Consider the following 17,643-nt stretch of genomic DNA (forward strand, 5'->3'; position numbering starts at 1 on the left):
CGAGTGTCCCTGATCGCGTCTGACCACTTCCGCATCGTTGTCGGCCTCGGCAAGAGCGGCATGTCCCTGGTTCGCTTCCTGGCGAACCGGGGCATTGCGTTTGCGGTGGCCGATACCCGCGAGAACCCGCCGGAGCTGGCGACCTTGCGTCGCGACTACCCGCAGGTGGAAGTGCGTTGTGGCGAACTGGATGTGGAGTTCCTGTGCCGTGCCGACGAGCTGTACGTCAGCCCCGGCCTGGCCCTGGCGACCCCGGCCCTGCAGCAGGCTGCCGCGCGCGGCGTGAAGCTGTCGGGCGACATCGAACTGTTCGCGCGCAATGCCAAGGCGCCGATCATTGCCATCAGCGGTTCCAATGCCAAGAGCACCGTCACCACCCTGGTCGGGGAGATGGCCGTTGCGGCAGGCAAACGTGTGGCAGTGGGCGGCAACCTCGGTACCCCGGCACTGGACCTGCTGGACGACGCCATCGAGCTGTACGTGATGGAGCTGTCGAGCTTCCAGCTGGAGACCACCGATCAGCTGAATGCCGAAGTGGCCACCGTGCTCAACGTCAGCGAAGACCACATGGACCGCTACAGCGGCCTGCCGGCCTATCACCTGGCCAAGCACCGGATCTTCCGTGGCGCACGGCAGGTGGTGGTCAACCGCCAGGATGCCCTGAGCCGTCCGCTGCCGATGGAAAACGTGCCGTGCTGGACGTTCGGCCTGAATGTGCCCGACTTCAAGGGCTTCGGGCTGCGCGAAGAGAACGGCGAGAAGTACCTGGCGTTCGAGTTCCAGACCCTGATGCCGGTGCGCGAGCTGAAGATCCGTGGTGCGCACAACCAGTCCAACGCCCTCGCGGCGCTGGCCCTGGGGCATGCCGCAGGCCTGCCATTCGACGCCATGCTGGCCAGCCTGCGCACCTTTGCCGGCCTGGCCCACCGTTGCCAGTGGCTGCGCGAGCGTGACGGCGTGAGCTGGTACGACGACTCCAAGGCCACCAACGTCGGTGCCGCGCTGGCGGCCATCGAAGGCCTGGGTGCGGATATCGACGGCAAGCTGGTGCTGGTGGCCGGCGGCGACGGCAAGGGCGCGGATTTCTCGGCGCTGCGTGCCCCGGTGGCGGCGCACTGCCGCGCCGTGGTGCTGCTGGGCCGTGATGCCGAGCGCCTGGCCCAGGCATTGGGCGACAGCGTGCCGCTGATTCGCGTCAGCAGCCTCGACGAAGCCGTGCAGCAGGGCGCCGCGCTGGCCCAGCCAGGCGACGCCGTGCTGCTGTCGCCTGCCTGCGCAAGCCTGGACATGTTCAAGAACTTCGAAGAGCGTGGGCGCCTGTTCGCCCAGGCCGTGGAGGGGCTGGCATGATCTTCGGCATCATCAAGCCTTATCCGTCCCCCCTGGTCACTGGTCGCGGCATCGATCTCGATTTCGCCATGCTCGCGGGCTGCCTGGCGCTGCTGGGCCTTGGCCTGGTGATGATCACCTCGGCCTCCTCGGAAGTGGCCGCGTTGCAGTCGGGCAACCCGCTTTACCACATGATCCGTCACCTGGTGTACGTGGCCATCGGCCTGGTCGCCTGCGTCGTCACCATGATGGTGCCGATCGCCACCTGGCAGCGCATGGGCTTCATGATGCTGGTCGGTGCCTTCGGGTTGCTGGTGCTGGTACTGGTGCCGGGCATCGGCCGCGAAGTGAACGGCTCGATGCGCTGGATCGGCTTCAGCTTCTTCAACGTGCAGCCTTCCGAAATCGCCAAGGTGTTCGTGGTGATCTACCTGGCGGGCTACCTGGTGCGCCGCCAGACCGAGGTACGCGAGAGCTGGATGGGCTTCTTCAAGCCGTTCATCGTGCTGCTGCCGATGGCCGGCCTGCTGCTGATGGAGCCGGACTTCGGCGCCACGGTGGTGATGATGGGCGCCGCCGCGGCGATGCTGTTCCTGGGCGGGGTGGGGCTGTTCCGCTTCAGCCTGATGGTGGTGCTGGCGGTGGCGGCGGTGTTCATTCTGGTACAGGCGCAGCCCTACCGGATGGCGCGCCTGATCACCTTCACCGACCCCTGGTCGGATCAATTCGGTTCCGGCTATCAGCTGACCCAGGCCCTGATTGCCTTCGGCCGCGGTGAGTGGCTGGGCGTGGGCCTGGGCAACAGCGTGCAGAAGCAGTTCTACCTGCCCGAAGCACACACCGACTTCGTGTTCTCGGTACTGGCCGAAGAGCTGGGCGTGGTCGGTTCGCTGCTGACCGTTGCGCTGTTCGTGTTCGTCAGCCTGCGCGCGATGTACATCGGTCTGTGGGCCGAGAAAGCCAAGCAGTTCTTTGCCGCCTACATGGCCTACGGCCTGGCCTTCCTGTGGATCGGCCAGTTCCTGATCAACATCGGGGTGAACGTCGGCCTGCTGCCGACCAAGGGCCTGACCCTGCCGTTCCTCAGCTACGGCGGCAGCTCGCTGGTGATCTGCTGCGTGTGCATGGGCCTGCTGCTGCGCATCGAGTGGGAGAGCCGCACGCACCTGGGCAGCGAAGAACATGAATTCGATGAGAGCGATTTTGCCGAGGAGCCAAGACATGGCCGTTGAAGGCAAAAACGTATTGATCATGGCAGGCGGCACCGGGGGCCACGTGTTCCCGGCCCTGGCCTGCGCCCGTGAGTTCCAGGCACGCGGTTACACCGTGCACTGGCTGGGCACCCCACGCGGTATCGAAAACGAGCTGGTGCCCCAGGCCGGGTTGCAACTGCACCTGATCCAGGTCACCGGCTTGCGTGGCAAGGGCAAGCTGTCGCTGCTCAAGGCGCCGTTCACCCTGTTCAAGGCGGTGCTGCAGGCGCGGCGCATCATCCGTCGGCTCAAGCCGGTGTGTGTGGTCGGCTTTGGCGGCTATGTGACCGGCCCGGGCGGTGTGGCGGCGAAGCTGGCTGGCGTGCCCGTGGTGATCCACGAGCAGAACGCCAAGGCCGGTACCGCCAATCGGCTGCTGGTGCCGCTGGCAGGCCGAGTCTGCGAAGCTTTCCCGAACACCTTCGAGGCCAGCGACAAACTGCGCACCACCGGCAACCCGGTGCGCGGCGAGCTGTTCCTGGAGCCTGTGCGCGCGCCACTGGCCGGGCGCCGCGCGCGCCTGCTGGTGCTGGGCGGCAGCCTGGGCGCGGAGCCGTTGAACAAACTGTTGCCACAGGCCCTGGCCCTGGTACCCGAGGCCCTGCGCCCCGAGGTGTTCCACCAGGCCGGCAAGCAGCATGACCAGATTACCGCCGAGCGCTATCGCGAGGCCGGGATCGAGGCTCAGGTAGAGCCGTTCATCAAAGACATGGCCCACGCCTATGGCTGGGCCGACCTGGTGATCTGCCGGGCCGGTGCGCTGACCGTCAGCGAACTGGCTGCGGCCGGTCTGCCCTCGATGCTGGTGCCGCTGCCCCATGCCATCGACGATCACCAGACCCACAACGCCCACTATCTGGCACGTGAAGGCGCCGCCTTCCTGATGCCGCAAGCGACAACTGGCGCAGCGCAGCTCGCTGAACGCCTGAACGAGGTACTGATGCAACCGCAAAAACTCGACACCATGGCCAGCACCGCACGACGCCTGGCCAAGCCCGCGGCTACCAGCACCGTGGTCGATATCTGCCTGGAGGTGGCCCATGGTTGAAAGCCAGAAAGCCATCCCGCAACCTGAAATGCGCCGTATCCGCCGCATCCACTTCGTCGGTATCGGCGGCGTGGGCATGTGCGGTATTGCCGAGGTATTGCTCAACCTGGGTTACCAGGTTTCCGGCTCGGACCTCAAGGCCTCGCCGGTCACCGAGCGCCTGGAGTCCTTTGGTGCCGAAATCTTCCTTGGCCACCGCGCCGAGAACGCCGCCAGTGCCGATGTACTGGTGGTGTCCAGCGCCATCAATACGGCCAACCCGGAAGTGGCGACGGCCCTTGAGCGGCGTATCCCCGTGGTACCGCGTGCCGAAATGCTCGCCGAACTGATGCGCTATCGCCACGGCATCGCGGTAGCCGGTACCCACGGCAAGACCACCACCACCAGCCTGCTGGCCTCGGTGTTCGCCGCCGGCGGCCTGGACCCGACCTTCGTGATCGGTGGCCGGCTGAATGCAGCAGGTACCAATGCACAACTGGGTACCAGCCGCTACCTGATTGCCGAAGCCGACGAAAGCGACGCCAGCTTCCTGCACCTGCAGCCGCTGGTGGCCGTGGTCACCAACATCGACGCCGACCACATGGCGACCTATGAGGGCGACTTCAACAAGCTGAAGAAGACCTTCGTCGAGTTCCTCCACAACCTGCCGTTCTACGGCCTGGCCGTGGTATGCCTGGATGATCCGGTGGTGCGCGAGATCCTGCCGCTGGTCAAGCGCCCGGCAGTGACCTACGGCTTTGCCGAGGAAGCCGACGTGCGCGCGATCAATGTGCGCCAGTCGGGCATGCAGACCCACTTCACCGTGCTGCGCCGTGACCGCGAGCCGCTGGACGTGTCGGTGAACATGCCGGGCAACCACAATGTGCTCAATGCACTGGCCACCATTGCCATCGCCACCGACGAGGGCATCAGCGACGAGGCCATCGTGCAGGGGCTTTCGGGCTTCCAGGGCGTGGGCCGACGTTTCCAGGTGTACGGCGAACTGCCGGTCGACGGTGGCAGCGTGATGCTGGTGGACGACTACGGTCACCACCCCACCGAAGTGGCGGCCGTGATCAAGGCCGTGCGCGGTGGCTGGCCGGAGCGCCGCCTGGTGATGGTCTACCAGCCGCACCGCTACAGCCGTACCCGCGACCTGTACGACGACTTCGTGCAGGTGCTGGCCGATGCCAACGTGCTGCTGCTGATGGAGGTCTACCCGGCCGGCGAAGAGCCGATCCCGGGGGCCGACAGCCGCCAGCTGTGCCACAGCATCCGTCAGCGTGGCCAGCTGGACCCGATCTACATCGAGCGCGGCATCGAGCTGGCGCCACTGGTCAAGCCGCTGCTGCGTGCCGGTGACATCCTGCTGTGCCAGGGTGCCGGCGACATCGGTGGCCTGGCCCCGCAATTGTTGAAAAGCCCATTGTTCGCGGGCGCGGTTGCCACCGCAGGGAAGGCCAAATGACTGCTCAATACTCCAAGCTGCACTCGACCATCGACCCGAAGGCCTTCGGCCGTGTCGGCGTGCTGTACGGCGGCAAGAGCGCCGAGCGCGAGGTGTCGCTCAAGTCCGGCGCCGCAGTGATCGAGGCGCTCACCAGCGCCGGCGTCGAGGTGATCGCCATCGATGTGGGTGACGATCTGCTCGACCGTCTGCAGCGCGAGAAGCTCGACCGCGCCTTCATCATTCTCCACGGCCGTGGCGGTGAAGACGGCAGCATGCAGGGCCTGCTCGAGTGCCTGGGTATCCCCTACACCGGCAGCGGCATCCTGGCGTCGGCCCTGGCGATGGACAAATTGCGCACCAAACAGGTGTGGAAAAGCCTGGGTATTCCAACCCCGCACCACGCGGTGCTGGCCAGCGAGCAAGACTGTATTTCTGCGGGCGCGGAACTGGGCTTCCCTTTGATCGTCAAACCGGCCCATGAAGGCTCCAGTATCGGTATGGCGAAAGTGAGCAGCGTCGAAGAATTGATCGTTGCCTGGAAGGACGCCGCCACCTACGACTCGCAAGTATTGGTTGAACAATGGATTCACGGTCCGGAGTTCACCATTGCCGTGCTGCGCGGCCAGGTGCTGCCGCCGATTGCGCTGGGCACCCCGCACACGTTCTACGACTACGACGCCAAGTACGTCGCCAACGATACCCAGTACCGCATTCCGTGCGGCCTGGACGCTGCCAAGGAACAGGAACTGATCGAACTGACCGCACGTGCGTGCGACGCCATCGGCATTGCCGGCTGGGGTCGTCTGGACGTGATGCAGGACGAGCAGGGCAACTTCTGGCCTCTGGAAGTCAACACCGCACCAGGCATGACCGATCACAGCCTGGTCCCAATGGCGGCACGCGCGGCCGGCCTGGACTTCCAGCAGTTGGTGCTGGCGATCCTGGCGGCCAGCGTCGAGGCGCGAGGTTAAGCCCATGCAAGGCGCGATGGTACGTCATCAGCAACCCGCCACCGGCCGCAAGCCGGTGCCGCGCGGTGCCAGCCGGATGGTGGCCAAGGAGCCACTGTCGGCGCGCCTGCCCAAGGCCAATTTCAGCGTGTTCAAGCGTCTGCTGTGGCCGGTTCTGCTGGTAGTGGCCGGGTTCGGTGCCTACGAGGGCGCACAGCGCCTGATGCCGTATGCCGACCGGCCGATCACCAAGATCGCCGTGCAGGGCGACCTGAGCTACATCAGCCAGCAGGCCGTGCAGCAGCGTATCGCGCCCTATGTGGCCGCCAGCTTCTTCACCGTCGACCTGGCCAGCATGCGCACCGAGCTCGAGCAGATGCCGTGGATCGCGCATGCCGAAGTGCGTCGCGTGTGGCCGGACGAAGTGGTGATCCGCCTCGAGGAACAGCTGCCGGTGGCGCGCTGGGGCGACGAGGCCCTGCTCAACAACCAGGGCCAGGCCTTCACCCCGCGCGAGCTGGCCAACTACGAGCACCTGCCGCAGCTGTTCGGGCCGCAGCGGGCGCAGCAGCAAGTGATGCAGCAATATCAGGTACTGAGCCAGATGTTGCGGCCCATGGGCTTCTCGATCGCCCGGCTGGAACTGCGCGAGCGGGGCAGCTGGTTCCTGACCACTGGTGCCGGCAGCGCCGGGCCGGGTATCGAGTTGCTGCTGGGGCGCGACCATCTGGTGGAAAAGATGCGCCGCTTCATTGCCATTTACGACAAGACGCTCAAAGAACAGATCACGAACATCGCCCGCATCGATCTGCGTTACGCCAATGGCCTGGCCGTTGGCTGGCGGGAACCGAATGCACCGACGACAGCCCAACCCGCTGTTGCGAAGAATTAGAGAGAGGCAGGACCCATGGCAAATGCGCATAGCGGCAAAATGATCGTCGGGCTGGATATCGGTACGTCCAAGGTGGTTGCACTGGTGGGCGAAGTGGCCGCCGATGGCACCCTGGAAATCGTCGGTATCGGCACCCATCCATCGCGCGGGCTGAAAAAGGGCGTGGTGGTCAATATCGAATCCACCGTGCAGTCGATCCAGCGCGCCGTCGAAGAGGCCCAGCTGATGGCTGGCTGCCGGATTCACTCGGCGTTCGTCGGCGTGGCGGGCAATCACATCCGCAGCCTGAACTCCCACGGTATCGTCGCCATCCGCGATCGCGAAGTCAGCGCGGCGGACCTGGAGCGGGTGCTGGACGCGGCCCAGGCCGTGGCCATCCCGGCCGACCAGCGGGTGCTGCACACCCTGCCGCAGGACTACGTGATCGACAACCAGGAAGGCGTGCGCGAGCCGCTGGGCATGTCCGGCGTGCGCCTGGAAGCCAAGGTGCACGTGGTCACCTGTGCGGTCAATGCAGCACAGAACATCGAAAAATGCGTGCGCCGCTGCGGCCTTGAAATCGACGACATCATCCTCGAGCAACTGGCCTCGGCCTACTCGGTGCTGACCGATGACGAAAAAGAGCTGGGCGTGTGCCTGGTGGACATCGGCGGCGGTACCACCGACATCGCGATCTTCACCGAGGGCGCCATCCGCCACACGGCGGTGATTCCGATTGCCGGCGACCAGGTGACCAACGACATCGCCATGGCGCTGCGTACCCCCACCCAGTACGCCGAAGAGATCAAGATCCGCTACGCCTGTGCCCTGGCCAAGCTGGCCGGTGCCGGCGAAACCATCAAGGTGCCTAGCGTGGGCGATCGTCCGCCGCGCGAACTGTCGCGCCAGGCCCTGGCCGAAGTGGTCGAGCCACGCTACGACGAACTGTTCACCCTGATCCAGGCCGAACTGCGTCGCAGTGGCTACGAAGACCTGGTGCCGGCCGGCATCGTGCTCACCGGCGGTACCGCCAAGATGGAAGGCGCGGTGGAACTGGCCGAAGAGATTTTCCACATGCCGGTACGCCTGGGCGTGCCTTACACCGTGCGGGGCCTGAGCGACGTGGTGCGCAACCCCATCTATTCCACCGGCGTGGGCCTTCTGACCTATGGCCTGCAGAAGCAGTCCGAAGGCGTGACCCTGACCGGTATCAGCAGCAACAGCTATGGCGATGAACCGAAGGCCCCGGTGCTTGAGCGACTCAAGCGCTGGGTCCAGGGCAACTTTTAAGTTTCAAAGCAGTAGTAGTAGGCGCAAAAAACTAGAGAACTGAAAGGAGAGGGAAAATGTTCGAGCTCGTAGACAACGTCCCGCAAAGCCCGGTCATCAAAGTGATCGGCGTCGGTGGCGGCGGTGGCAACGCCGTCAATCACATGGTCAAGAGCAACATCGAAGGCGTCGAATTCATCTGCGCCAACACCGATGCTCAAGCGCTGAAAAACATCGGCGCGCGCACCATCCTGCAACTGGGTACCGGCGTGACCAAGGGCCTGGGTGCAGGTGCCAATCCGGAAGTCGGTCGTCAGGCCGCGCTGGAAGACCGTGAGCGCATCGCCGAAGTGCTGCAAGGCACCAACATGGTGTTCATCACCACCGGCATGGGCGGCGGTACCGGTACCGGTGCTGCTCCGATCATCGCCGAAGTGGCCAAGGAAATGGGCATCCTCACCGTTGCGGTGGTGACCCGTCCGTTCCCGTTCGAAGGTCGCAAGCGCATGCAGATCGCCGACGAGGGCATCCGTGCCCTGGCCGACAGCGTCGATTCGCTGATCACCATTCCGAACGAGAAGCTGCTGACCATCCTGGGCAAGGATGCCAGCCTGCTGTCGGCCTTCGCCAAGGCTGACGACGTGCTCGCCGGTGCCGTTCGCGGTATCTCCGACATCATCAAGCGTCCGGGCATGATCAACGTCGACTTCGCCGACGTGCGTACCGTGATGAGCGAGATGGGCATGGCCATGATGGGTACCGGCTGCGCCAGCGGTCCGAACCGTGCGCGTGAAGCGACCGAGGCGGCCATCCGCAACCCGCTGCTCGAAGACGTCAACCTGCAGGGCGCCCGCGGCATCCTGGTGAACATCACCGCAGGTCCTGACCTGTCGCTGGGTGAATACTCCGATGTGGGCAGCATCATCGAGGCATTCGCCTCCGACCACGCCATGGTCAAGGTCGGTACCGTCATCGACCCGGACATGCGCGACGAGCTGCACGTCACCGTGGTAGCCACCGGCCTGGGTGCCAAGATCGAGAAACCGGTCAAGGTCATCGACAACACCCTGCAAGCGTCCGCTGTACAGACCCCAGCCCCTGCACCGGCCCGTCCGGAGCAACCTTCGGTCAACTACCGCGATCTGGAGCGTCCGACCGTCATGCGCAACCAGGCTCACGCCGGGGCCGCTGCGGCACAGAAGCTGAACCCGCAGGACGACCTGGATTATCTGGATATCCCGGCTTTCCTGCGTCGTCAGGCCGATTAATGGAATTTATCAGGGCTATGAAGGTGATTGGTGTTCAGCAAAGGCCGGGTCTGCTATTATCCTCAGCCTTTGTTGATACCAGTTCGCAATTTGCGCTGAAGCGGCCAATGCCATGATTAAACAACGCACCCTGAAAAATATCATCCGTGCCACAGGTGTCGGCCTGCACTCCGGGGAAAAGGTTTACCTGACCCTCAAGCCCGCCCCTGTGGATACCGGCATCGTATTTTGCCGTGCCGACCTCGACCCTGTGGTGCAGATCCCTGCCCGTGCGGAAAACGTCGGCGAGACGACCATGTCCACGACACTGGTCAATGGCGATACCAAGGTAGACACGGTAGAGCACCTGCTCTCGGCCATGGCTGGCCTGGGCATCGATAACGCCTACGTCGAGCTCTCCGCGTCCGAAGTGCCAATTATGGACGGCAGCGCCGGGCCCTTTGTATTCCTGATTCAATCTGCCGGCCTGGAAGAACAGGACGCAGCCAAGAAGTTCATCCGCATCCTGCGTGAAGTGACAGTGGAAGACGGCGACAAGCGCGCCACTTTCCTGCCTTTCGAAGGGTTCAAGGTGAGTTTCGAGATCGATTTCGACCACCCGGTGTTCCACAACCGGACCCAGAGTGCCAGCGTGGACTTTTCCAGCACCTCGTTCGTGAAGGAAGTCAGCCGCGCCCGTACCTTCGGGTTCATGAGTGACATCGAGTACCTGCGCAAGCACAACCTCGCCCTCGGCGGCAGCGTGGAAAACGCCATCGTCGTGGACAAGGATGGCGTGCTCAACGAAGACGGCCTTCGCTACGAAGACGAATTCGTCAAGCACAAGATCCTCGATGCGATTGGCGACCTCTACCTGCTGGGCAACAGCCTGATCGGCGAGTTCAAGGGCTACAAGTCCGGACACGCGCTGAACAATCAGCTGCTGCGCAAGCTGATCGAGGAAACCGATGCGTGGGAAGTGGTGACGTTCGAAGATGCCAGCACGGCACCGATCTCTTACATGCGTCCGGTTGCGGCAGTGTAAGTACGAACTCTCTCTTCTTTAGTTATTTTTTGGGGCTGCCTTCGGGTGGCCCTTTTTTATTGCCGCGCACTCGCAGGTTTGCGAGCGCTGTGCGCTCGTCTATCCCTTGCCGTGCCTGGCCAGACGCTCCAGTGCTGCCTTGAGCTTGGGGTCGGTGATCCCTTCGGCCGTAGCGTGGATGTTCTGCGCCGAACGTGTCGAGATGTCCATCGGGTGCCCCGCCGCGGGTGCCACACCGGCCACCGGCTGCACCCTGAAATTGATGCGGGTCAGGCTGCTGAAGGCCTCCATCATCTGCAACTGGCGCAGCAGGCGTTTCTGCTGGTAACGCAGGCGCGTGGCCCAGTGCCCGTCGGTGACGATCAGCAGCAGCGTACCCTCGCGCCACGAGGCCACATGGCAATGCTCACGCGCTGCCGGCTGCAACTGGCTCTCCACCAGGCGCTGCAGCTGGGCCAGGCGCTGGGCCTGGCTGAACAGGGCCTTGAGCGGTCGCGCTTCACGCAAAAGCACGGCGGGTGCACGGGCGGGCAGGGGGCGAAAAGCCATGGGCAGGGTCCGAAAAGTACAGTGGCGCCATCTTAACAGATCGCCCCGCCGGTAATTCTTCATGTGACGATGGGTTGAAGTTGGCGAAAAAGGCCTTATTGTAAAAAAGCCCCGTCAAAAAGCGCTGTGCCAGCATCGTGGAAATCCGCCACTTTCCTCACCATCGTTTCCGGGTAGAATGCTCGTTCGCATGCGGCCATAAGGGCTGCACGGGCGACTCACGGGGCCGCCCTCCATCCCTACGTGTGGAAGATCCTGCCAATATGTTTGCGCCTTTGTTAAAAAAACTTTTTGGAAGCAAGAACGAGCGTGAAGTCAAACGCATGCTCAAGACGGTACAGATCGTCAATGCCTTCGAAGAGCAGATGGTCGCCCTGACGGACGAGCAGTTGCGGGCCAAGACCGCAGCGTTCAAAGAGCGCCTGGCCAAAGGCGAGACCCTTGACCAACTGTTGCCCGAAGCCTTCGCCGTTGCGCGCGAGGCCGGCAAGCGGGTCATGGGCATGCGTCACTTCGATGTACAGCTGATCGGTGGCATGACCTTGCACGAGGGCATGATCGCAGAGATGCGTACCGGTGAAGGCAAGACCCTGGTGGCGACCCTGGGCGTGTACCTCAACGCGCTGTCCGGCAAGGGCGTGCACGTGGTCACGGTCAACGACTACCTGGCCCGCCGCGACGCCAACTGGATGCGCCCTCTGTATGAATACCTGGGCCTCACCGTGGGTGTGGTCACCCCGTTCCAGCCGCCGGAAGAAAAGCGCATCGCCTATGCCGCCGACATCACCTACGGCACCAACAACGAATTCGGTTTCGACTACCTGCGCGACAACATGGCGTTCAGCATGGAAGAGAAATTCCAGCGCGAGCTGAATTTCGCCGTGATCGACGAAGTCGACTCCATCCTGATCGACGAAGCCCGTACCCCGCTGATCATCTCCGGCCAGGCCGAAGACAGCTCCAAGCTGTACATCGAGATCAACAAGCTGATCCCGCAGCTCAAGCAGCACATCGAAGAGGTCGAAGGCCAGGTCACCCAGGAAGGCCACTACAGCATCGACGAGAAGACCCGCCAGGTCGAACTCAACGAAGCCGGCCACCAGTACATCGAAGAGATGCTCACCCAGGTCGGCATGCTGGCCGAGGGCGAGAGCCTCTACTCGGCGCACAACCTGGGCCTGCTGACCCACGTGTATGCCGGCCTGCGTGCCCACAAGCTGTTTCACCGCAATGTCGAGTACATCGTGCAGGACGGCCAGATCCTGCTGATCGACGAGCACACCGGCCGCACCATGCCGGGCCGTCGCCTGTCCGAGGGCCTGCACCAGGCCATCGAGGCCAAGGAAAACCTGAACATCCAGCCCGAGAGCCAGACCCTGGCCTCGACCACGTTCCAGAACTACTTCCGCCTGTACAACAAGCTGTCCGGCATGACCGGTACCGCTGACACCGAAGCGTTCGAATTCGCCCAGATCTACCAGCTCAACGTGATGGTGATCCCGCCGAACAAGCCGCTGGCGCGCAAGGACTTCAACGACCTGGTCTACCTGACCGCCGAAGAGAAGTACACCGCGATCATCGCCGACATCAAGGAGAGCATGGCTTCCGGGCGTCCGGTGCTGGTGGGTACCGCCACCATCGAAACCTCCGAGCACATGTCCAACCTGCTGATCAAGGAAGGCATCGATCACAAGGTCCTGAACGCCAAGTTCCACGAGAAGGAAGCCGAGATCATCGCCCAGGCCGGTCGCCCGGGTGCACTGACCATCGCCACCAACATGGCCGGTCGTGGTACCGACATCCTGCTGGGCGGCAACTGGGAAGTCGAAGTGGCTGCCATGGACAACCCGACGCCCGAGCAGGTTGCCCAGGTCAAGGCCGACTGGCAGAAGCGTCACCAGCAGGTGATCGAGTCCGGTGGTCTGCACGTGATCGCCTCCGAGCGCCACGAATCGCGCCGTATCGACAACCAGCTGCGTGGCCGTTCCGGCCGTCAGGGCGACCCGGGCTCGAGCCGCTTCTACCTGTCGCTGGAAGACAGCCTGATGCGCATCTTCGCCTCCGACCGGGTCAAGAACTTCATGAAGGCCCTGGGCATGCAGTCCGGCGAGGCCATCGAGCACCGCATGGTCACCAACGCCATCGAGAAGGCCCAGCGCAAGGTCGAAGGTCGCAACTTCGACATCCGCAAGCAACTGCTCGAATTCGACGACGTGGCCAACGAGCAGCGTAAGGTCATCTACCACATGCGCAACAGCCTGCTGGCGGCGACCAACATCGGCGACACCATCGCCGAGTTCCGCCAGGAAGTGCTCGATGCCACCGTGGCCCAGCACATCCCGCCACAGTCGCTGCCCGAGCAGTGGGACGTGCCGGGCCTGGAAGCGGCACTGGCCAGCGATTTCGGGGTCAAGCTGCCGATCCAGCAGTGGCTGGACGAAGACGACCACCTGTACGAAGAGACCCTGCGCGAGAAGTTGATGGCCGAGCTGATGGCGGCCTACAACGAGAAGGAAGAGCAGGCCAGCGCCGATGCCCTGCGTACCTTCGAGAAGCAGATCCTGCTGCGTGTGATCGACGACCTGTGGAAAGACCACCTGTCGACCATGGATCACCTGCGCCACGGTATCCACCTGCGTGGCTACGCCCAGAAGAACCCGAAGCAGGAATACAAGCGCGAGTCGTTTGCCCTGTTCCAGGAACTGCTGGACTCGATCAAGCGCGACACCATCCGCGTGCTCTCGCACGTTCAGGTTCGCCGCGAAGACCCGATCGAAGAGGAAGCACGCCTGCGCCGCGAAGCCGAAGAGCTGGCCCAGCGCATGCAGTTCCAGCACGCCGAGGCCCCTGGCCTGGAAGCGGGCGAGCTGCTTGAGGAGGGTGCCGACGTCGCCGTGGCCGCAGCGCCGGTGCGCAACGAGCAGAAGCTGGGCCGCAACGAACCCTGCTGGTGCGGTTCGGGCAAGAAGTTCAAGCAGTGCCACGGCAAGATCGACTGATCGCACTGCCGTTGCCCCCTGCTGATATCTGAACACCGCGCCGCGACGGGCCCAACCGTCGCGGCGTTGTTCCATCTCAAGCGCCGGTATCTCGAGCCGGCGCCTTTTTTCTAGGAGCGCTTTCATGGCTGTCGGTCTTGGTCCTTTGCCAACGTTGCACCCGGTTCCAGGTTTTGAACTCGGTATTGCCTCTGCGGGCATCAAGCGCCCCGGGCGCAAGGACGTTGTGGTAATGCGCTGCGCCGAAGGCTCCAGCGTTGCCGGCGTGTTCACCCTCAATGCGTTCTGCGCTGCCCCGGTGATCCTGGCCAAGCAGCGCGTGCAGGGCAGTGTGCGTTACCTGCTGACCAACACCGGCAACGCCAACGCCGGTACCGGCGCCCCCGGCCTGGCCGCTGCCGAGCGCACCTGCGCCAGGCTGGCCGAGCTGGCGGGTGTCGACGCCGACGCGGTGCTGCCGTTCTCCACCGGTGTGATCGGTGAGCCACTGCCGGTCGAGAAGATCGAAGGCGCGCTGCAGGCCGCCCTGGACGACCTGTCGGAAAACAACTGGGCCGAGGCCGCCACCGGCATCATGACCACCGACACCCTGCCCAAGGGTGCCAGCCGCCAGTTCCAGCATGACGGCGTAACCATCACCGTGACCGGCATCAGCAAGGGCGCCGGGATGATCCGCCCGAACATGGCGACCATGCTCGGCTACATCGCCACCGACGCCAAGGTGGCGCCGGCCGTGCTCAAGGACCTGCTGCTGGACGGCGCCAACAAGTCGTTCAACCGCATCACCATCGACGGCGATACCTCGACCAACGATTGCTGCATGCTGATCGCCACCGGCAAGGCCGACGTGGCTGAAGTGACCGAAGCCCGCGGCCCGCTGTTCGACGCGTTGAAAAAGGCGGTGTTCGAGGTGTGCATGGAAGTGGCCCAGGCCATCGTGCGTGACGGTGAAGGCGCGACCAAGTTCGTGACCGTTCAGGTCAACGGTGGTGGCAATCATCAGGAATGCCTGGACGTCGGCTATGCCGTGGCGCATTCGCCGCTGATCAAGACCGCGCTGTTCGCCTCCGACCCGAACTGGGGCCGGATCCTGGCAGCTGTGGGCCGTGCTGGCGTGCCGAACCTGGACGTGAGCCTGATCGACGTGTACCTGGACGATGTGTGCATCGCCAGCAAAGGCGGCCGCAACGCCACCTACACCGAGGCCCAGGGCTCGGCCGTGATGGCCCAGGAAGAGATCACCATCCGCATCGACCTGGGGCGTGGCGACTGCAGCGAGACGATCTGGACCACCGACCTGTCCCATGAGTATGTGAAGATCAACGCCGAATACCGTACCTGACCGTATTGCGGGTCAAGCCCGCTCCCTCAAGGATTGCAGTAACCCTGTGGGAGCGGGCTTGACCCGCAATAGGCCCCCGCACATCCCGATGGAGCCCACCCATGAGCTACCAACTGATCATCGGCGACAAGCTGTATTCCTCCTGGTCGCTGCGCGCCGCCCTGGCCCTCGAACTTGCCAGGGTGCCCTACACCGAACTGCTGATCACCCTCAACCAGCCCGATACCCGCCAGCGCATCCTGGCGCACTCCGCCACCGGCAAGGTGCCCCTGCTCAAGTCCGAGCACGGCACCATCGCCGATTCGCTGGCAATCGCCGAGTACCTGGCCGAGCGCCACCCTGAAGCCAACCTGTGGCCCAGCGACATCGCTGCCCGGGCCCAGGCGCGTTCGGCCTGCGCGCAGATGCACAGTGGCTTCTTCGCCCTGCGCAGCACCATGCCGATGAATCTGGACCACGATCAGGCCCTTGAGAGCATTCCACTCGAGGTGCAGATCGACATCGACCGCATCGTCGCGCTGTGGTCCGAGTGCCGCCTGGTGGCCAAGACCCCGGGCCCGTACCTGTTCGGCGAACTGAGCCTGGCCGACGCCTTCTTCGCCCCGGTGGCGGTGCGCCTGCGCAGCTACCGTGTCGAACTGCCAGCGGCAGCCGCCGCCTACGTTGAGGCCATCTACCAGTGGCCGGCCTTCCAGGCCTGGCAGCAGGCTGCGCTGGCGGAGCGTGCGTCGTGAAGCGGGTGCATGTTGCCGCTGCGGTGATCCGCACCGACGGGCGCATCCTGATTGCGCGCCGTGCCGACAGCCAGCATCAGGGCGGCCTGTGGGAGTTTCCCGGCGGCAAGGTGGAGGCGGGGGAGGCGGTCGAGATCGCCCTGGCCCGCGAGCTGCACGAGGAACTGGGCATCGTCGTGACCCGTGCACGGCCCTTGATCAAGGTGCGTCACGACTACCCCGACAAGCAGGTGCTGCTGGACGTGTGGGAGGTCGACGGCTTTACCGGCGAGCCCCATGGTGCCGAAGGCCAGCCACTGGCCTGGGTGTCGCCACGCGAACTGCCGCAATACGACTTCCCTGAAGCCAACCAGCCCATCGTGGCGGCCGCGCGGTTGCCTGGCCACTACCTGATCACCCCGGGCGAACTGGAAGCCCCGCAGTTGCTGCGCGGCATCCAGAAGGCGATTGCCGGCGGGATCAAGCTGGTGCAGTTGCGTGCGCCCAACGGCTACGACCCCAAGTACCGCGATGTGGCGGTGGATGCGGTGGGGCTGTGTGCCGGCAAGGCGCAGTTGATGCTCAAGGGGCCGCTGGAGTGGCTGGGCGATTTCCCGGCGGCAGGGTGGCACCTTACGGCCGAGCAGTTGCGCAAATATGCGCCCAAGGGCCGACCGTTCCCCAGGGAGCGCTGGCTGGCCGCGTCTTGTCACAACGCCGAAGAACTGGAGCTGGCCGAGCAGATGGGGGTGGATTTCGTCACCCTGTCGCCGGTGCAGGCGACCCAGACGCATCCCGAGGCGGTACCGTTGGGCTGGGAGCAGGCCAGCGAGCTGATCGAAGGCTTCAACCGGCCGGTGTATGTGCTGGGTGGCGTGGGGCCGGCTGATTGCGAGCGGGCCTGGCAGTTCGGCGCCCAAGGCGTGGCCGGAATTCGGGCGTTCTGGCCTGAGGCCTGAGTGAAGCCTCGCCGGCAAGGCCGGCTCCTACAGACGGCGCTGACCTTTGCAGGAGCCGGCCTTGCCGGCGAAGCGGCGTCATGGCCTGGCCGCAGCCTGCCACAACACCTCCGCCACCCCCTGGCGCCGCGCAATCACCCGCGCCGCCACGAACAGCAAGTCCGACAGCCGATTGATGTACGCCAGCCCTACCCCCGCCAGCGGCTCTGCCGCATTCAACTGCTGACACCGCCGCTCCGCACTGCGGGCCAGGCTGCGGCATACATGCGCCTGGGCAATCAGCGCCGAACCGCCCGGCAGAATGAAGTTCTCCAGAGGCCCCAGCTCTTCGTTCCAGTGGTCGATCGCCGCTTCCAGGCGCTGCACCTCGGCCTCGTTCAAGGCCTGGTAACTGGGCATCGCCAGCTCACCACCCAGGTCGAATAGCCGATGCTGACACGGCGCCAGCACTTCGACCACCTCGTCCAGGTGTTGCTCGGCCAGGCCTGCCAGCAACACGCCCAGCTGGCTGTTGAGCGTGTCCACCTCGCCGATGGCCTCGATGCGCGGATGGTCCTTGGCGACGCGACGGCCGTCGCCCAGGCCGGTTTCGCCCTTGTCGCCGGTGCGGGTGTAAATCTTCGACAAGCGAAAACCCATG

The 17,643-nt window shown here is 64.4% G+C and carries 15 protein-coding genes; 13 read left to right on the top strand and 2 right to left on the bottom strand.

Annotation, left to right across the window (positions count from 1 at the left end):
- Positions 1-3: 3 nt before the first annotated feature.
- The 9 genes from murD to lpxC all read left to right on the top strand — a co-directional run bounded on the left by murD (position 4) and on the right by lpxC (position 10,441).
- Positions 4-1,350 carry a UDP-N-acetylmuramoyl-L-alanine--D-glutamate ligase gene (murD, locus tag JZZ72_RS06595; protein WP_104571974.1) on the top strand — a complete coding sequence of 449 codons (1,347 nt, stop codon included), beginning with the start codon at positions 4-6 and terminating at the stop codon, positions 1,348-1,350.
- Complete coding sequence (ftsW, locus tag JZZ72_RS06600; RefSeq protein WP_054914837.1) at positions 1,347-2,561, top strand: putative lipid II flippase FtsW; 1,215 nt, start codon at positions 1,347-1,349, stop codon at positions 2,559-2,561. The genes murD and ftsW overlap by 4 nt, the downstream gene beginning before the upstream one ends.
- Positions 2,551-3,630 (top strand): undecaprenyldiphospho-muramoylpentapeptide beta-N-acetylglucosaminyltransferase, encoded by a 1,080-nt coding sequence (murG, locus tag JZZ72_RS06605; RefSeq protein WP_043862067.1) that lies wholly within the window; start codon positions 2,551-2,553, stop codon positions 3,628-3,630. Before ftsW ends, murG begins: the two co-directional genes overlap by 11 nt.
- Positions 3,623-5,077 carry a UDP-N-acetylmuramate--L-alanine ligase gene (gene murC / locus JZZ72_RS06610; protein ID WP_043862068.1) on the top strand — a complete coding sequence of 485 codons (1,455 nt, stop codon included), beginning with the start codon at positions 3,623-3,625 and terminating at the stop codon, positions 5,075-5,077. The genes murG and murC overlap by 8 nt, the downstream gene beginning before the upstream one ends.
- Entirely contained in the window at positions 5,074-6,030 is a 957-nt protein-coding gene (locus JZZ72_RS06615) for a D-alanine--D-alanine ligase (RefSeq protein WP_043862069.1), read from the top strand. The genes murC and JZZ72_RS06615 overlap by 4 nt, the downstream gene beginning before the upstream one ends.
- A 4-nt stretch (positions 6,031-6,034) precedes the next feature.
- Complete coding sequence (locus tag JZZ72_RS06620; RefSeq protein ID WP_043862070.1) at positions 6,035-6,901, top strand: cell division protein FtsQ/DivIB; 867 nt, start codon at positions 6,035-6,037, stop codon at positions 6,899-6,901.
- A gap of 15 nt (positions 6,902-6,916) precedes the next feature.
- Positions 6,917-8,170 carry a cell division protein FtsA gene (gene ftsA / locus JZZ72_RS06625; protein ID WP_043862071.1) on the top strand — a complete coding sequence of 418 codons (1,254 nt, stop codon included), beginning with the start codon at positions 6,917-6,919 and terminating at the stop codon, positions 8,168-8,170.
- Positions 8,171-8,226: 56 nt separating this feature from the next.
- Positions 8,227-9,417 carry a cell division protein FtsZ gene (gene ftsZ, locus JZZ72_RS06630; RefSeq protein ID WP_043862072.1) on the top strand — a complete coding sequence of 397 codons (1,191 nt, stop codon included), beginning with the start codon at positions 8,227-8,229 and terminating at the stop codon, positions 9,415-9,417.
- A 112-nt stretch (positions 9,418-9,529) separates the two neighbouring features.
- A complete protein-coding gene (gene lpxC, locus JZZ72_RS06635) occupies positions 9,530-10,441 on the top strand; it encodes a UDP-3-O-acyl-N-acetylglucosamine deacetylase (protein ID WP_043862073.1) in 912 nt (303 codons plus the stop codon).
- 99 nt (positions 10,442-10,540) lie between these two features.
- Here lpxC and JZZ72_RS06640 read toward each other — a convergent pair whose 3' ends face one another.
- Positions 10,541-10,990 (bottom strand): DUF721 domain-containing protein, encoded by a 450-nt coding sequence (locus JZZ72_RS06640; protein ID WP_054914835.1) that lies wholly within the window; start codon positions 10,988-10,990, stop codon positions 10,541-10,543.
- Between the two features lie 263 nt (positions 10,991-11,253).
- On the opposite strand from JZZ72_RS06640, the gene secA reads away from it, so the two are divergent.
- From secA to JZZ72_RS06660, 4 genes are all read left to right on the top strand, one after another.
- Entirely contained in the window at positions 11,254-13,989 is a 2,736-nt protein-coding gene (secA, locus tag JZZ72_RS06645; protein ID WP_054914834.1) for a preprotein translocase subunit SecA, read from the top strand.
- A gap of 124 nt (positions 13,990-14,113) precedes the next feature.
- Positions 14,114-15,331, top strand: a complete 1,218-nt coding sequence (gene argJ, locus JZZ72_RS06650) for a bifunctional glutamate N-acetyltransferase/amino-acid acetyltransferase ArgJ (RefSeq protein WP_078479527.1) — start codon at positions 14,114-14,116, stop codon at positions 15,329-15,331.
- A 101-nt stretch (positions 15,332-15,432) separates the two neighbouring features.
- Entirely contained in the window at positions 15,433-16,065 is a 633-nt protein-coding gene (locus JZZ72_RS06655; protein WP_088515537.1) for a glutathione S-transferase, read from the top strand.
- Positions 16,062-17,003, top strand: coding sequence for a Nudix family hydrolase (locus tag JZZ72_RS06660; RefSeq protein ID WP_210014201.1), 942 nt, complete (start codon positions 16,062-16,064; stop codon positions 17,001-17,003). Before JZZ72_RS06655 ends, JZZ72_RS06660 begins: the two co-directional genes overlap by 4 nt.
- A 78-nt stretch (positions 17,004-17,081) precedes the next feature.
- Here JZZ72_RS06660 and JZZ72_RS06665 read toward each other — a convergent pair whose 3' ends face one another.
- A complete protein-coding gene (locus tag JZZ72_RS06665) occupies positions 17,082-17,642 on the bottom strand; it encodes a cob(I)yrinic acid a,c-diamide adenosyltransferase (RefSeq protein ID WP_043862079.1) in 561 nt (186 codons plus the stop codon).
- Between the last annotated feature and the right edge of the window lies 1 nt (position 17,643).

The sequence above is a fragment of the Pseudomonas palmensis genome (assembly GCF_017848315.1).
GTDB classification, from domain to species: Bacteria; Pseudomonadota; Gammaproteobacteria; order Pseudomonadales; family Pseudomonadaceae; genus Aquipseudomonas; species Aquipseudomonas palmensis.

Excerpts from the sequence above, each read along its gene's own strand:
- secA (WP_054914834.1), top strand. The coding sequence starts at position 11,254 with ATGTTTGCGCCTTTGTTAAAAAAACTTTTTGGAAGCAAGAACGAGCGT.
- JZZ72_RS06615 (WP_043862069.1), top strand. The coding sequence starts at position 5,074 with ATGACTGCTCAATACTCCAAGCTGCACTCGACCATCGACCCGAAGGCC.
- JZZ72_RS06640 (WP_054914835.1), bottom strand. The coding sequence starts at position 10,990 with ATGGCTTTTCGCCCCCTGCCCGCCCGTGCACCCGCCGTGCTTTTGCGT.
- murC (WP_043862068.1), top strand. The coding sequence starts at position 3,623 with ATGGTTGAAAGCCAGAAAGCCATCCCGCAACCTGAAATGCGCCGTATC.
- ftsA (WP_043862071.1), top strand. The coding sequence starts at position 6,917 with ATGGCAAATGCGCATAGCGGCAAAATGATCGTCGGGCTGGATATCGGT.
- JZZ72_RS06655 (WP_088515537.1), top strand. The coding sequence starts at position 15,433 with ATGAGCTACCAACTGATCATCGGCGACAAGCTGTATTCCTCCTGGTCG.
- ftsZ (WP_043862072.1), top strand. The coding sequence starts at position 8,227 with ATGTTCGAGCTCGTAGACAACGTCCCGCAAAGCCCGGTCATCAAAGTG.
- murG (WP_043862067.1), top strand. The coding sequence starts at position 2,551 with ATGGCCGTTGAAGGCAAAAACGTATTGATCATGGCAGGCGGCACCGGG.
- argJ (WP_078479527.1), top strand. The coding sequence starts at position 14,114 with ATGGCTGTCGGTCTTGGTCCTTTGCCAACGTTGCACCCGGTTCCAGGT.
- lpxC (WP_043862073.1), top strand. The coding sequence starts at position 9,530 with ATGATTAAACAACGCACCCTGAAAAATATCATCCGTGCCACAGGTGTC.
- JZZ72_RS06665 (WP_043862079.1), bottom strand. The coding sequence starts at position 17,642 with ATGGGTTTTCGCTTGTCGAAGATTTACACCCGCACCGGCGACAAGGGC.
- JZZ72_RS06620 (WP_043862070.1), top strand. The coding sequence starts at position 6,035 with ATGCAAGGCGCGATGGTACGTCATCAGCAACCCGCCACCGGCCGCAAG.
- ftsW (WP_054914837.1), top strand. The coding sequence starts at position 1,347 with ATGATCTTCGGCATCATCAAGCCTTATCCGTCCCCCCTGGTCACTGGT.